This is a genomic window from Thalassospira indica (genome assembly GCF_003403095.1).
Lineage (GTDB): Bacteria > Pseudomonadota > Alphaproteobacteria > Rhodospirillales > Thalassospiraceae > Thalassospira > Thalassospira indica.
In genome coordinates, this window is sequence record NZ_CP031555.1 from 2732262 (window position 1) to 2745009 (window position 12748).

Genomic DNA, 12748 nt, shown 5'->3' on the forward strand with positions numbered 1-12748 from the left:
GAAAGGATGAAGGTTTGCTGCGGCGCCGAAACATGCGGGGTCAGTTCTGGATCTAATCACGTAATGCTAAAATCTTGAAGCATATGCGTAAGTGCTGACTGCGCGATTGGCAAGGCTTTTGCGCCAAATTCGCCTAAAAGGTGAAGGCGTTTACAGTTCGCCGTCACCCGCGCGCGCGTTCAACGGCATTGACCACCGGTGTGGCACGCAATGCGGCAATGATATTGGTCAGGTGTTTGACATCGACCACATCGATATCAATCAGCATTTCAAAGAAGTCTGTCGTGCGATTGGTAAAGCGCAGATTGGTGATGTTGCCATGGTTCTTGGCAATCACGCTGGTGATTGAACTGAGCGCCCCCTGCTCGTGGCCAACGGTCAATCCAAGGCGGCCGATGAAGTGTTCCGGTTCGCCCTCGTTATCCCACCCGACATCAAGCCAGCGTTCCGGCTGCTCGGTAAAGGTTTCCAGCGTATCGCAGTCGATCGTATGGATCGTCACACCCTTGCCGGTTGTCACAATCCCGACAATGCGATCCCCCGGCAGCGGATGGCAGCAGCCAGCATAATGCACGGCCATACCCGGAATAAGCCCCTTGATCGGGATGGCGTGATCATGTTTGCGTGCGCGCACCTTATCAAGTGGCACAACCTTGCGCGCCGTTTCCTTGTCCTTGGTGCCCGGGAACACGGCATGAACAACTTCACGCCCGGTATGATGCCCGGCCCCGACAAGGGTCAAAAGCGCATCAACCGACGGCTGCTTGAAGATTTTAAGAACCCCTTCAAGCGCCTTGTCGGAATAGTCATAGCCTTCCTGTCGGAACGCCTTTTGCAGGATCGCCTTGCCAAGGTCCTTGTACTGGTCTTCCTGCTGCTGGCGGATAAAGCGGCGAATTCGCGCCCGCGCCTTGCCGGTAACAACAAACCGTTCCCACGTCGGATTCGGCGTTTGCGCCTTGGAGGTGACAATTTCGACCTGATCACCGTTATTAAGCACCGTGCGCAACGGCACCATCGCGCCATTGACCTTCGCCCCGACACAGGTATCGCCGATGTGGGTATGGATCATATAGGCGAAATCAACCGGGGTCGCGCGGGCCGGAAGCGCGATCACATCGCCCTTCGGGCTAAAGCAGAACACCTGATCCTGGAACATCGCAAGCTTGGTATGTTCAAGGAATTCTTCCGGTTCGGACGCATGTTCAAGAATATCAAGAAGGTCACGCAGCCAACGATACTGCACTCCTTCCTTCTGCTGTCCGGTCGGTGCTTCCTGTTTGTAGGCCCAGTGCGCGGCCACACCGTTTTCGTTGACCTCGTGCATCTGGCGGGTGCGGATCTGAACCTCGATCCGGTGATTTTCCGGGCCGAGCACCGTGGTATGGATTGAACGATATCCGTTGGGTTTGGGCGTCGAGATATAATCTTTGAACCGTCCCGGAACCACTTTGTAATTGGCGTGCAGATAGCCCAGCACTTCGTAGCAATTGGGCATGTCATCGACCAGCACGCGAAACGCCATGATGTCAGACAGCTCACCAAAGGTGATGTTCTTGCGCTGCATCTTCTGCCAGATCGAATAGGGCCGCTTTTCGCGCCCGTAAATGTCGACCTTAAGCCCCTGACGTGAAATCACTTCGGTCAGTTCGGAAACAATCCGGCTAACGACGTTGTCATCCTTTTCACGCAGGAATTCCAGACGGGCAAGGATCGAATCACGTGCTTCGGGATTGATATGCTGGAAGGCCAGATCTTCAAGCTCTTCCTTGATGTCATGCATACCGATGCGCTCGGCAAGCGGGGCATAAATCTCAAGCGTTTCAGCAGCGATCCGCACGCGCTTTTCCGGCTTGGAGATGTAATGCAACGTCCGCATGTTGTGCAGTCGGTCGGCCAGCTTGACCAGCAACACGCGAATGTCTTCGGACATCGCCAAAAGCAGCTTGCGGAAGTTTTCCGCCTGCTTGGAATCAGCGGACTTCAGCTCGATCTGGGTCAGCTTGGTCACACCATCGACCAGCTTCATGATGTTGGTCCCGAAAAGCTTGGTGATCTCTTCGGGCGTCGCATCGGTATCTTCGATGGTGTCGTGCAGAAGGGCCGTGATGATTGTGTCGCAATCAAGCTTGTAATTGGTCAGAATGCCTGCGACTTCAATCGGATGGGAAAAATACGGGTCACCGGATGCGCGTTTTTGCGAACCGTGTTTCTGGGTCGCATAGACATAGGCCCGGTTCAGCGTGGTTTCGCACGCATCGGGGTCGTATGCCTTAACCCGTTCAACAAGTTCGTATTGCCGCATCATTCAGGGGCGTCTCCGCAAGTATTTCCGGGAACAGTCTGCGTTCCCTATTCATAAGATAGTACGATCTGGACAAAAAAAAGCCACGGAAGATAAACACCGTGGCTCTTCTTTTGGAAAGGTTCAGATCAAAACCAGTCTGACCTTATTCTTCTTCCGACGGAGCAACAACGCCAGCGGAAGCTTCTTCAACAGCTTCAGCAACCAGTTTCGGACCGAAATCGTCTTCGGTTTCTTCCGGCTCATCGGCTTCAACATGCCGCTGCAGACCCTGCACCATGCCATTGCGCAGATCGTCAAAATCAACCGTTACTTCGGCGATTTCACGCAGCGCAACAACCGGGTTCTTGTCGTTGTCACGATCAATGGTCAGTTCTGCACCGGCCGAGATGTTGCGTGCACGCTGAGCTGCAAGCATTACAAGCTCAAAGCGGTTCGGAATCTTGTCAACGCAATCTTCGACGGTAACGCGCGCCATAAATGTCTCCAGAAATACTTTTGGGGTGTCCAGACCGAGCTTTATAGCGTCGGATCACTTGTGTTGCAACAGCGAAACCACTCTTTCGATCAGGTTTTCGCATGCTTTATCAGCCATTCGTTTGTTTGCGAATCTGCTGATCGGCCGGCAGATCCGAAATCAGATCGTCAACGGTGCGGTTCAAAACCGGGTGAACCCAGTCGGCAACCACGTCACGCAAGGGCAGCAAGACAAACGCACGCTCCGCCATGCGCGGGTGCGGAACCTGAATGCCGCCCTCTTCACGCACCAGTTCCCGGCCATAGGCAATCAGATCAAGGTCAATGACACGCGCGGCATTGCGTTCCCGCCGGACACGCCCGAATTCGGCCTCAACGTCATGCAACCGCAAAAGCAGATCATGCGCTGACAAGCCCGTCGAAATGCGTGCAACACCGTTTACATACCAGGGCTGATCGGAAATCGGCACCGGTGCGGTTTCATAAAACGATGACACCTGATCGATCGAAATGTCGCCATTTTCGGCCAATCGACGCAGTGCGGCTTTCAATGTTTGTGCAGGCGCACCATATTCTTCGGTAGGCAAATTTGCACCGAAAGCAATCAGGATAGCGTCATCCGCGATCATGCTGGTGTCTGACGGTGAAGAATTGCGCACAAAGAAGACCTTCGGTTCGGTGATTGGGCGTATGACAAGGTTCGGAAAAACGGCATATCTAAGGGAGCCACCCTGCTCTGTCCACGATATTTTCGCCTTTCTTTGTCCCTGCACCCACGGTAAACATGAAAGGTCTGTATTTGAAAGTTCCGTATTTTAGGAACTGCATAATTAAATTTGATGTTTGAGGAATTTAACGATGATTTTTTACCCGCAAGAACGCATCGGGTTATTTATCGACGGCTCCAATCTTTATGCCGCTGCCCGTGCCCTTGGTTTTGACATTGATTACAAACGTCTTTTGGATCTTTTTGCCCAGAAAGGTCAGCTGATCCGGGCCTTCTACTACACCGCCCTGATTGAAGATCAGGAATATTCCCCGATCCGCCCGCTTGTCGATTGGCTGGACTATAACGGCTACACCATGGTCACCAAACCGACCAAGGAATTTACCGATGCCGCCGGTCGCCGCAAGATCAAGGGCAACATGGATATCGAGTTGGCAATTGACGTCATGGAAATGGCGCAACACCTTGATCATGTTGTAATTTTCTCGGGCGACGGTGATTTCCGCCGTCTGGTTGACGCCGTGCAGCGCAAAGGTGTGCGCGTCACTGTTGTTTCGACCGTCAAATCAAACCCGCCGATGGTTGCCGACGAATTGCGACGTCAGGCCGATAACTTTATCGAACTGACCGCCCTTGAAGGCACGATTGCGCGCAAGGTTCAGCAGCGCCGCGACGACGATCATCCCGATATCGACGATCATCCTGAACATCCCGATCTCGAAGAATTCGATTACGATTGATCGCGACACTGCGTCGCACGTCACCCTGCCCTGATCACCACCGGTTACAGCCCGCACTGTAACCGGCAAAACGTCAGACTTGCCATGACCGCCTATCAGCAACCCGATATCGATTGTCAGCTTTGCCCGCGCCTTGTGGAATTCCGCCGCAAGAATCAGGAAAAATTTCCCGAATTCTACAACGGGCCGGTGCGTCCGTTCGGGCCGCTTGATGCGCGCCTTCTGATCGTCGGCCTTGCCCCCGGGCTTAAGGGGGCTAATGCCACTGGCCGCCCCTTCACCGGCGACTATGCTGGTGATCTGTTGTATGAAACGCTTAAAAAGTTCGGCTTTGCTAGGGGAACCTATGACAAACGCCCGGATGACGGCCTTGAACTGCTTGATTGCCGCATCACCAACGCGGTCAAATGCGTGCCCCCGGAAAACAAGCCCACCGGGCCAGAGGCCAATACATGCCGCCCGTTCCTGATCAGCGAATTTGACGCCATGAAGAACCTGTCGGCCATTCTTTGCCTTGGGCAGGTGGCCCATCAGGCGATGCTGCGCACCTTCGGGCTTAAGCTTTCATCGCTGAAATTTGGCCATGGCGCATCGCATAAAATGGAAAATGGCATCACATTGTTTGATAGCTATCACTGTTCGCGCTACAACACCCAGACCTATCGCCTGACGCCAGAGATGTTTGAAAACGTCTTTGCCGGAATTCGCGCACATCTGGACGGTTAATTTGCCCGATACATTGCCCATGCCCGACCTTCTCGACCGACCTGTACAACGTCAGCCGATTGACGTTCTGCAAGAGGTGTTCGGCTATGACAGCTTTCGCGGCCAACAGGCTGAAATCATTGATCATGTTATCGCTGGAAATGATGCACTGGTCCTGATGCCAACCGGTGGCGGCAAGTCGCTTTGCTATCAGGTGCCAGCCCTCTGCCGTCCGGGAACGGCTGTTGTCGTATCCCCGCTGATCGCGTTGATGAAGGATCAGGTCGATGCGCTTAATCAGCTGGGCGTCAAGGCCGCCTTTATTAATTCGACCCTTGCCCCCGATGCCGCGCGCGAAATTGAAACGCGTGCCGTCGATGGTGATATCGATCTTCTCTATGTGGCGCCGGAACGTTTTGCCTCTGACCGGTTCTTGAACCTGCTCGACCGGATCAGCATTTCACTGTTTGCGATTGATGAAGCCCACTGTGTGTCGCAATGGGGCCATGATTTCCGCCCGGAATATCGCCGGCTTGATTTACTGCCAACCCGCTTTGCCCATGTGCCGCGCATTGCCCTGACCGCAACGGCCGATACGCCCACCCGCAAAGACATTGCCGAAAACCTGCATCTGACCGATGCACAGTGCTTTATCACCGGTTTTGATCGCCCGAACATCACCTATCGCATTGAAACCAAGGGCAATGCCAAGCAACGCCTGCTGTCGTTCCTTAATCGCGAACATGCGAAGGATGCCGGGATTGTCTATTGCCTGTCACGACGTAAAACCGAAGACGTCGCGCAATGGCTTTCGGAAAATGGTCGGCCTGCCCTGCCGTATCATGCGGGTCTGGCACAGGAAACACGCCAATTGCATCAGGATCGCTTCCTGCGTGAAGACGGGCTGATCATCTGTGCCACTGTGGCCTTTGGCATGGGGATCGACAAACCCAATGTCCGCTTTGTCGCCCATCTCAATCTGCCCAAAAGCATGGAAGCCTATTATCAGGAAACCGGGCGTGCCGGGCGTGATGGACTGCCGGCCAATGCGTGGATGAATTACGATCTGTCCGATATTGTTTCGATCCGAAGCATGGTGGCCGGTTCCGACGCACCCGAAGCCCAAAAACGCATTGAATCGCGTAAACTCGATGCGCTGGTTGGTCTTGCGGAAACCACCCGTTGCCGCCGTCAGGTGATCCTGTCCTATTTTGGCGAAGATCGCCACGAGCCTTGCGGCAACTGCGACACCTGCCTTGAACCGGTTGATACCTGGGACGCCACCCAGGCCTCACGCAAGGCGCTGTCGGCGGTGTATCGCACCGGCCAACGCTTTGGCCCGGCACATGTGATAGAAGTCCTGATGGGCCGCAAGACCGAAAAAATCCGTCAAAACGGCCATGACAAGCTTTCGGTTTATGCCATTGGCAAGGATATTGCCCAGCCGCAATGGCGCTCGGTCTTCCGACAGCTCCTTGCCATGGGATATCTTGAAGTCGATGTCGAAGGACATGGTGGCGTATATCTGACCGAGGAGTCCCGACCGGTGCTGCGCGGCGAAAAAGTCGTCGAAATGCGCAAGGACCCCGGCGAAAGCAAACGCGCCATGACAAAGCGTCTGCGCGATTTTGATACCGAATTCGAGAACGAGGAAGACCGCGATCTTTGGGAACGTTTGCGCACGCTACGCCGCGAACTGGCCACCAGCCAAAACGTGCCGCCCTATGTAATCTTCAGTGACCGGACACTTTGGGAAATGGTGCGTTTCAAGCCCCGCACCCTTGAAGATATGGCATCCATCAACGGTGTCGGCGTCAAAAAGCTTGATCAGTACGGATTGGCATTTCTTGATGTCATGGACGGACGGCGGTAATCCGCCGTGCCGTCATCAAATCATCTTTTGGCAGTTTTGCCCTAAAGGCTTGCGCGAATGGCGCTGACAATTTCCTCGTCTTCCGGCTTGGTCCGGCTGTCAAAGCTTTGAATAAGCTTGCCATCGCGGCCAATCAGATATTTGTGGAAATTCCATTGCGGGGCGTTTTCAGCGCCCAATTCCTGCTCCGCCCACTTATAGAACGGGTGCGCATCCGGGCCTTTGACCGTGGTTTTTGATGTCAGCGGGAAGTCGACATCAAAATTAACCTCACAGAAATCAAGGATATCGGCATCCTCGCTATATTCCTGTCCGCCAAAATCGGCCGACGGGACGCCAAGGACAACAAGCCCCTCGTCACGGTAATCTTCCCACAGTTTCTGCAGGCCGGTATATTGCGGCGTAAACCCGCACATCGAGGCGGTATTTACCAGCAAAACGACTTTGTCGTTATACTCTGAAAGACGGATTTCACCGGCATCAATCGCCGGGAAAGAAAAGTCGTATGCAGATGGCGCATCATCCGATGCCATTGTCTCCCTCCAGGACAAACTCACGACAACAATAGTAAAGACAAAGAATACAACGAATTGCCGCCTATTCATAGCGCTCCTCCGTCCATGGGTCGGCATTGTTGTGATATCCGCGTTCTTCCCAGAAGCCCGGCTTGTCGTCGCGGGCAAAGGTGATCTTTTTCACCCATTTGGCACTTTTCCAGAAATAAAGCTTCGGGATCACAACACGCAACGGCCCGCCATGCTCTTCACTCAGCGGCTCGCCCTCCCAATGATGGGCCAACAGCACATCATCATCCAGAAACTGTTCGATCCGGACATTGGTCGTATAGCCGTCATGGGCGGTAAACAGGACGTGACGCGCATCGGGTAATGGATCGACAAGCTCTGCCAATGTCTTTGACAACACGCCCTGCCAGTGATTTTCGTATCGTGACCAACTGGTCACACAGTGAATGTCGTTTTTGGCTGTGACATGTGGCAAATCAAGCAGATCGGAAAAGCTCAGTGTCATCGGCTTTCTGACCTGCCCGTTAATTTCAAGCTGATAGTCATCCGCTAACACATGCGGCGTGATGCCAAGATCCAGAACCGGCCAATCCGTGACAAGGCGCTGGCCCGGCGGCAAACGGTTCGCACGCTCAGTATCCGGTGCGCCGGTCATCAAGCGCCCGTCTTCGGCCCACTTGCGCTTGGCCGCGATCAGTTTGTCTTTGATCTTGCCTGAAAAGCTCTCGGTCACTGGATATTCCTTGGTTGATGATCGACATACGAAAAATGGCGCCAACACGTTCACCATGTCAGCGCCATTTAATCTCTTTTCACACGGCTACGGCAAGTCACATGCCCGCGACCGATCTTTCAATCAGCCAAAGTCGCGCATCAAACGCGCCTTGTCGCGCTGCCAGTCACGCTCTTTGACCGCCTCACGCTTGTCGGCCTTTTTCTTGCCCTCGGCGATGGCGAGTTCAAGTTTCGCAATACCGCGCTCATTGAAATACAGTTTGACCGGAACAAGGGTGAAACCCTTCTTGTTCAGGGCATCATGCATCTTGGTGATTTCACGCTTATGCAAAAGCAGCTTGCGCGGTCGGCGCTCTTCGTGGCCAAACGGCATTTTGCTTTGATATTCAGGGATATAAGCGTTGATCAGCCACACTTCGCCGTTCTTCGCTTCGGCATAGGATTCCTGAATATTCCCTTTGCCATCGCGCAGCGATTTAACTTCGGTACCGCGCAGGGCGATGCCGGCTTCAAACGTTTCCGTCAGGAAAAAGTCAAAGCGGGCCCGCCGGTTCTGCGCGACAATCTTGTTGTTACTTGTTTCTTTCTTGGGTGCCATAAGACGCTTGTTATCGCTTACTGGCCGAGAATACCAGCATTCTTAAGTGCGGCTTCGACCTTGCGTTTGGATTCTTCGGCAATCTCGACCATCGGCAAACGCATATGGCTGCCACACAGGCCAAGAAGCTCTGCTGCGTATTTCACCGGTCCGGGGCTGGATTCACAGAACATCGCCTTGTGAACCGGCATCAGTCGATAGTTCAACTCCTGAACTTTCGAAATGTTCCCCGCAGCCCAGGCCGTATGCAGATCGGCACACAATTTCGGCGCGATGTTCGAAGTCACGGAAATGCAGCCATGACCACCCTGTGCCAGGAACGGTACAATCGTACCGTCTTCACCCGACAGCTGGCAGAAATCGGCACCCGCAGCCAGGCGGGTCAATGCCGGACGTTCCAGATCGCTGGTCGCATCCTTAACACCAACAATGCGCGGCAATTTGGCCAGCTGCGCCATGGTATCAACATGCATATCAACGATCGAACGGCCCGGAATGTTGTAAATCACAATCGGGATATCGGTCGCGTCATGAATTGCCTTGTAATGCGCATACAGGCCTTTCTGGGTCGGCTTGTTGTAATACGGCGTTACCACAAGTGCGGCATCCGCACCGGCATTCTGCGCATGACGGGTCAGCGACACCGCTTCTGCGGTCGAATTCGAACCCGTTCCCGCAATCACAGGACCGCGGCCTTTTGCAACTTCAAGTGCCAGTTCGACAACGCGATGATGCTCGGCATGGCTAAGGGTCGGAGATTCACCGGTGGTTCCGACAGGCACAACACCTGTCGTGCCCTGTTTAAGCTGCCAATCCACAAAAGACTGGAACGCCTTTTCATCAATCGCACCATCTTGCGTGAATGGTGTGATCAAAGCTGTGATTGAACCCTTAAACATAGAGATCTCCAAATTCGGGATATATTGAAAGCGGTCGCGAAAATAGCCGCTGTTGGGGTTTCCCGCAAGCACTGTATCCAATAATCCGGGCGATCCGGGATCGGCTCTGAAAATTCCCGTCAGGACTGTTTGGCTTTTATCAATTTCGCTGCCATAATGCCCGGCTCGAGAGAGCATTCGTTGCCGCAAGGCACAAGGGGAACATCACATGGCGCAAGCGTCTTTCCGCAAGATTTCGATCTGCGCATTGGCACTGGGCTTTTCGATCTTGATACCAGGCAGTTATCAGGTGCAGGCCGCAACGAATGAAGACAACGTTCTTCAGACGCAGCCGCCCTCGCCGCTGTATTCTGCTGTCAGCCGGGCGCGCCTGAACGCCTTTCTGGACGCGGTTGAAGATGGCAAGACCGACATTTTCGAACAACTCCTGACCAATTTTGACGATCCCCTGCTGCAAAAGGCAGCGGAATGGATGCTGCTGACCGCCCCCAATTCCGGGCACAGCTTCGAAGAAATCACCGCCTTCATCGATGCCCATCCGAAATGGCCCAATCAGGCGCTGCTAAGACAGCGCGCCGAAGAAGCCATGACCGATGCCGTGCCCGATGACGAAATCCTGGCTTGGTTCAAACGATCGGCCCCGGTGACCGCTGATGGCGCAACGCGCCAGATCAAGGCGTTACTGGGTGCCGGACAGGAATCGGCGGCCATCGCACTGGTCCGCCACAGCTGGATTAACGAGAATTTCGGCAGCGGCCAGGAACGCCGCTTCCTTGATCGCTATGGCCAGTACATTGATCAGGAAACCCACCAACAGCGCCTTGATCGCCTGTTATGGGAAGGCCGTCTGACGACTGCCGCGCGTATGATGAAATATGTTAGCGACGATTACCGTCGCCTGGCCGAGGCGCGCGCCGCCCTGCGCGCCATGAGTGGCGGTGTTGACGGTGCGATAAATCGCGTACCGGAAAAATACCGCGATGATCCCGGCCTGATTTATGAACGTGTGCGCTGGCGCCGCAAAAAGGACCGTGATCAGGATGCGCGTGATCTTCTGCTCTCGCAGGCCAATGATCTCGCCTATATCTCGATCCGGCCGCAATACTGGTGGCTGGAAAAGGCCATTCTGGCCCGCCGCGCCCTGCAAAAGGGCCATATCACCGATGCCTATCGGCTGGTCGCCAACCATGGGCAGGTTGATCCGGGCGATATCGCCGAGGCCGAATGGTATGCGGGTTGGATCGCGCTTGAATTTTTGGGTGATGCCGACATCGCGCTGACCCATTTCCAGAACCTTTATGATGTCGTTCAATACCCGATCAGCCTGTCGCGCGGCTCCTACTGGGCCGGGCGTGCCAACGAGGCGCTTGGCGATCAGAAACGCGCCAAGGAATGGTACGCAATCGCGGCCGAACATGCCCATACCTTCTATGGTCAGCTTGCCATCGACAAACTGGGCAGCAAGCCATCCTATTCGGTTGAACAGCCGGTCCCGACCGCCGAACAGCGTGCCGAATTCGAGGCACAGGAACTGACCCAGGTTGTTCGCAAGCTTGGCGCGATGGGCCTTGGTAATATCATCCGGCCGTTCATCATGGCACTGGTTTACGAACATGATGAACCGGAATACCTCGCCATGGCGACCGATCTGGCGCGTGAATATGGCCGCACCGATCTGGGCATTCTTGCCGCCAAACGCAGCATCCGGACTGGCAGTGGCTATCTCGATGCCGCCTATCCGATCCATGAACAGGTTCCGCTTGGCCGCGCACCCGACCCGGCACTGGTCCATGCCATCATGCGTCAGGAAAGCCTGTTTAACCCGCAGGCGATCTCGTCTGCTGGCGCACGTGGATTGATGCAGTTGATGCCCGCCACGGCACAACGCATGGCAAAGTCCCTGAAACTTGATTACGACACCGATCGTCTGACCGAGGATCCGTCCTTCAACATCGCTGTTGGCCGCGCCTATCTCAGCCGCCTTCTTGATCGTTGGGATGGTCAGGAAGTCCTGACGATTGCCAGTTACAATGCGGGGCCGACCCGTGTGCGCCAATGGATCAACGAATATGGCGATCCACGCGACCCGGATGTCGATCTGGTCGACTGGATCGAAATGATCCCCTACAGCGAAACCCGAAATTACGTTCAGCGTGTGATGGAAGGAACTTATGTCTATCGCCGACGTTTTGCCCGGGACGAGATCGCAATGGGCCAAAGCGACGCAGCACAGGATACCGAATAAGGATAGTCGGGGGTATCTTCCGCCTGTCCTGATTTGCGCCTGCGCGCAATTGCCCCATATTTGATCAACACTGCTTGTCAGAAGAGGTCAGCAATATGTCCGATAACGCACTGTCTTCCTGCCGTGCTTTTGTTTTCGATGCCTATGGCACCCTGTTTGATGTCGGCTCTGCCGTTGCCAAATTGCGCGACAGCGTCGGCGACGAGGCAGACCGCCTTTCATCACTCTGGCGACAAAAGCAACTTGAATACACCTGGTTGCGCAGTCTGATGGGCGAGTTTGCCGATTTCTGGACGGTGACCGGTGATGCGCTGGATTACGCTCTTGATCAGATTGGCAAAAAGGATCCGGTGCTGCGCGCCAAGCTGATGGAAACCTATCTGTCGCTTGATACCTTCCCGGAAGTGGTCGAAACGCTGAAAACCCTGAAAAGTCAGGGCCACAAGCTCGCGATCCTGTCGAATGGTGCCAAGCATATGCTGATCTCGGCGGCCAAATCGTCGGGCATTCTGTCACTGTTTGATCAGATCATCTGTGTCGATGATCTCAAAACCTACAAACCGCATCCGGATGTCTATCAGCTTGCCGTCGACAAGCTGGAAGTCGAACCGGCCGAAATTTCGTTCCAGTCGTCAAATGGCTGGGATATTGCCGGGGCCGGGCATTTCGGGTTCCGCACCGCCTGGATCAATCGCGCGCACAGCCCGGCCGAACGCCTGTCGCATACCGCCGATGTGGTGCTGAACGGCCTTGATGAGTTGCTGCCGCTGGTTGGCGAACCGCAAAAGGCATAACGCCCGGCAGGATCAATCACGCCCAAACATGAAAAAGGCAGGCCCGATATCGGTGCCTGCCTTTTTTGGTTTCTCTGTCGGTTTTGCGCATGGCCGGACCCGCCACCTGAAAACCGCAACAGAAAT

At 54.7% G+C, this 12748-nt stretch carries 12 protein-coding genes; 5 read left to right on the forward strand and 7 right to left on the reverse strand.

The features are described from left to right. Positions 1-163: 163 nt before the first annotated feature. The 3 genes from DY252_RS12950 to folK all read right to left on the reverse strand — a co-directional run bounded on the left by DY252_RS12950 (position 164) and on the right by folK (position 3441). Entirely contained in the window at positions 164-2308 is a 2145-nt protein-coding gene (locus DY252_RS12950) for a RelA/SpoT family protein (protein WP_063089421.1), read from the reverse strand. Between the two features lie 142 nt (positions 2309-2450). Continuing rightward, a complete protein-coding gene (rpoZ, locus tag DY252_RS12955; RefSeq protein ID WP_008891150.1) occupies positions 2451-2783 on the reverse strand; it encodes a DNA-directed RNA polymerase subunit omega in 333 nt (110 codons plus the stop codon). A 109-nt stretch (positions 2784-2892) separates the two neighbouring features. Beyond that, complete coding sequence (folK, locus tag DY252_RS12960; RefSeq protein WP_082923512.1) at positions 2893-3441, reverse strand: 2-amino-4-hydroxy-6-hydroxymethyldihydropteridine diphosphokinase; 549 nt, start codon at positions 3439-3441, stop codon at positions 2893-2895. Between the two features lie 199 nt (positions 3442-3640). On the opposite strand from folK, the gene DY252_RS12965 reads away from it, so the two are divergent. From DY252_RS12965 to recQ, 3 genes are all read left to right on the forward strand, one after another. Then, positions 3641-4249, forward strand: coding sequence for a LabA-like NYN domain-containing protein (locus DY252_RS12965; protein ID WP_008891152.1), 609 nt, complete (start codon positions 3641-3643; stop codon positions 4247-4249). Between the two features lie 84 nt (positions 4250-4333). Continuing rightward, positions 4334-4975, forward strand: coding sequence for a uracil-DNA glycosylase (locus tag DY252_RS12970; protein ID WP_064789139.1), 642 nt, complete (start codon positions 4334-4336; stop codon positions 4973-4975). Positions 4976-4994: 19 nt separating this feature from the next. Then, positions 4995-6827 (forward strand): DNA helicase RecQ, encoded by a 1833-nt coding sequence (gene recQ, locus DY252_RS12975; protein WP_064789277.1) that lies wholly within the window; start codon positions 4995-4997, stop codon positions 6825-6827. A 41-nt stretch (positions 6828-6868) separates the two neighbouring features. Here recQ and DY252_RS12980 read toward each other — a convergent pair whose 3' ends face one another. The 4 genes from DY252_RS12980 to dapA form a co-directional block, all read right to left on the reverse strand. Continuing rightward, complete coding sequence (locus tag DY252_RS12980) at positions 6869-7360, reverse strand: glutathione peroxidase (protein WP_064789138.1); 492 nt, start codon at positions 7358-7360, stop codon at positions 6869-6871. Between the two features lie 64 nt (positions 7361-7424). Next, a complete protein-coding gene (locus tag DY252_RS12985; protein WP_064789276.1) occupies positions 7425-8084 on the reverse strand; it encodes a sulfite oxidase-like oxidoreductase in 660 nt (219 codons plus the stop codon). Positions 8085-8207: 123 nt separating this feature from the next. Then, positions 8208-8684: an SsrA-binding protein SmpB gene (gene smpB, locus DY252_RS12990; protein WP_008891158.1), complete on the reverse strand. Its 477-nt coding sequence runs from the start codon at positions 8682-8684 to the stop codon at positions 8208-8210. Positions 8685-8701: 17 nt separating this feature from the next. Continuing rightward, the gene (dapA, locus tag DY252_RS12995) at positions 8702-9583 is read right to left on the reverse strand and encodes a 4-hydroxy-tetrahydrodipicolinate synthase (protein WP_064789137.1); all 882 of its coding nucleotides are present in this window, start codon (positions 9581-9583) and stop codon (positions 8702-8704) included. 208 nt (positions 9584-9791) lie between these two features. Here dapA and DY252_RS13000 point away from each other — a divergent pair, with 208 nt between their 5' ends. Then, on the forward strand, positions 9792-11828 hold the full coding sequence (locus tag DY252_RS13000; protein WP_064789136.1) for a lytic transglycosylase domain-containing protein: 2037 nt from the start codon (positions 9792-9794) through the stop codon (positions 11826-11828). Positions 11829-11923: 95 nt separating this feature from the next. Continuing rightward, on the forward strand, positions 11924-12622 hold the full coding sequence (locus DY252_RS13005; RefSeq protein WP_064789135.1) for a haloacid dehalogenase type II: 699 nt from the start codon (positions 11924-11926) through the stop codon (positions 12620-12622). Positions 12623-12748 lie beyond the last annotated feature (126 nt).

What these genes read in the sequence shown, in the direction of transcription:
- DY252_RS12950 (WP_063089421.1), bottom strand. Translation starts at nt 2,308, where the DNA reads ATGATGCGGCAATACGAACTTGTTGAACGGGTTAAGGCATACGACCCC.
- rpoZ (WP_008891150.1), bottom strand. Translation starts at nt 2,783, where the DNA reads ATGGCGCGCGTTACCGTCGAAGATTGCGTTGACAAGATTCCGAACCGC.
- DY252_RS12965 (WP_008891152.1), top strand. Translation starts at nt 3,641, where the DNA reads ATGATTTTTTACCCGCAAGAACGCATCGGGTTATTTATCGACGGCTCC.
- DY252_RS12970 (WP_064789139.1), top strand. Translation starts at nt 4,334, where the DNA reads ATGACCGCCTATCAGCAACCCGATATCGATTGTCAGCTTTGCCCGCGC.
- recQ (WP_064789277.1), top strand. Translation starts at nt 4,995, where the DNA reads ATGCCCGACCTTCTCGACCGACCTGTACAACGTCAGCCGATTGACGTT.
- DY252_RS12980 (WP_064789138.1), bottom strand. Translation starts at nt 7,360, where the DNA reads ATGGCATCGGATGATGCGCCATCTGCATACGACTTTTCTTTCCCGGCG.
- smpB (WP_008891158.1), bottom strand. Translation starts at nt 8,684, where the DNA reads ATGGCACCCAAGAAAGAAACAAGTAACAACAAGATTGTCGCGCAGAAC.
- dapA (WP_064789137.1), bottom strand. Translation starts at nt 9,583, where the DNA reads ATGTTTAAGGGTTCAATCACAGCTTTGATCACACCATTCACGCAAGAT.
- DY252_RS13000 (WP_064789136.1), top strand. Translation starts at nt 9,792, where the DNA reads ATGGCGCAAGCGTCTTTCCGCAAGATTTCGATCTGCGCATTGGCACTG.
- DY252_RS13005 (WP_064789135.1), top strand. Translation starts at nt 11,924, where the DNA reads ATGTCCGATAACGCACTGTCTTCCTGCCGTGCTTTTGTTTTCGATGCC.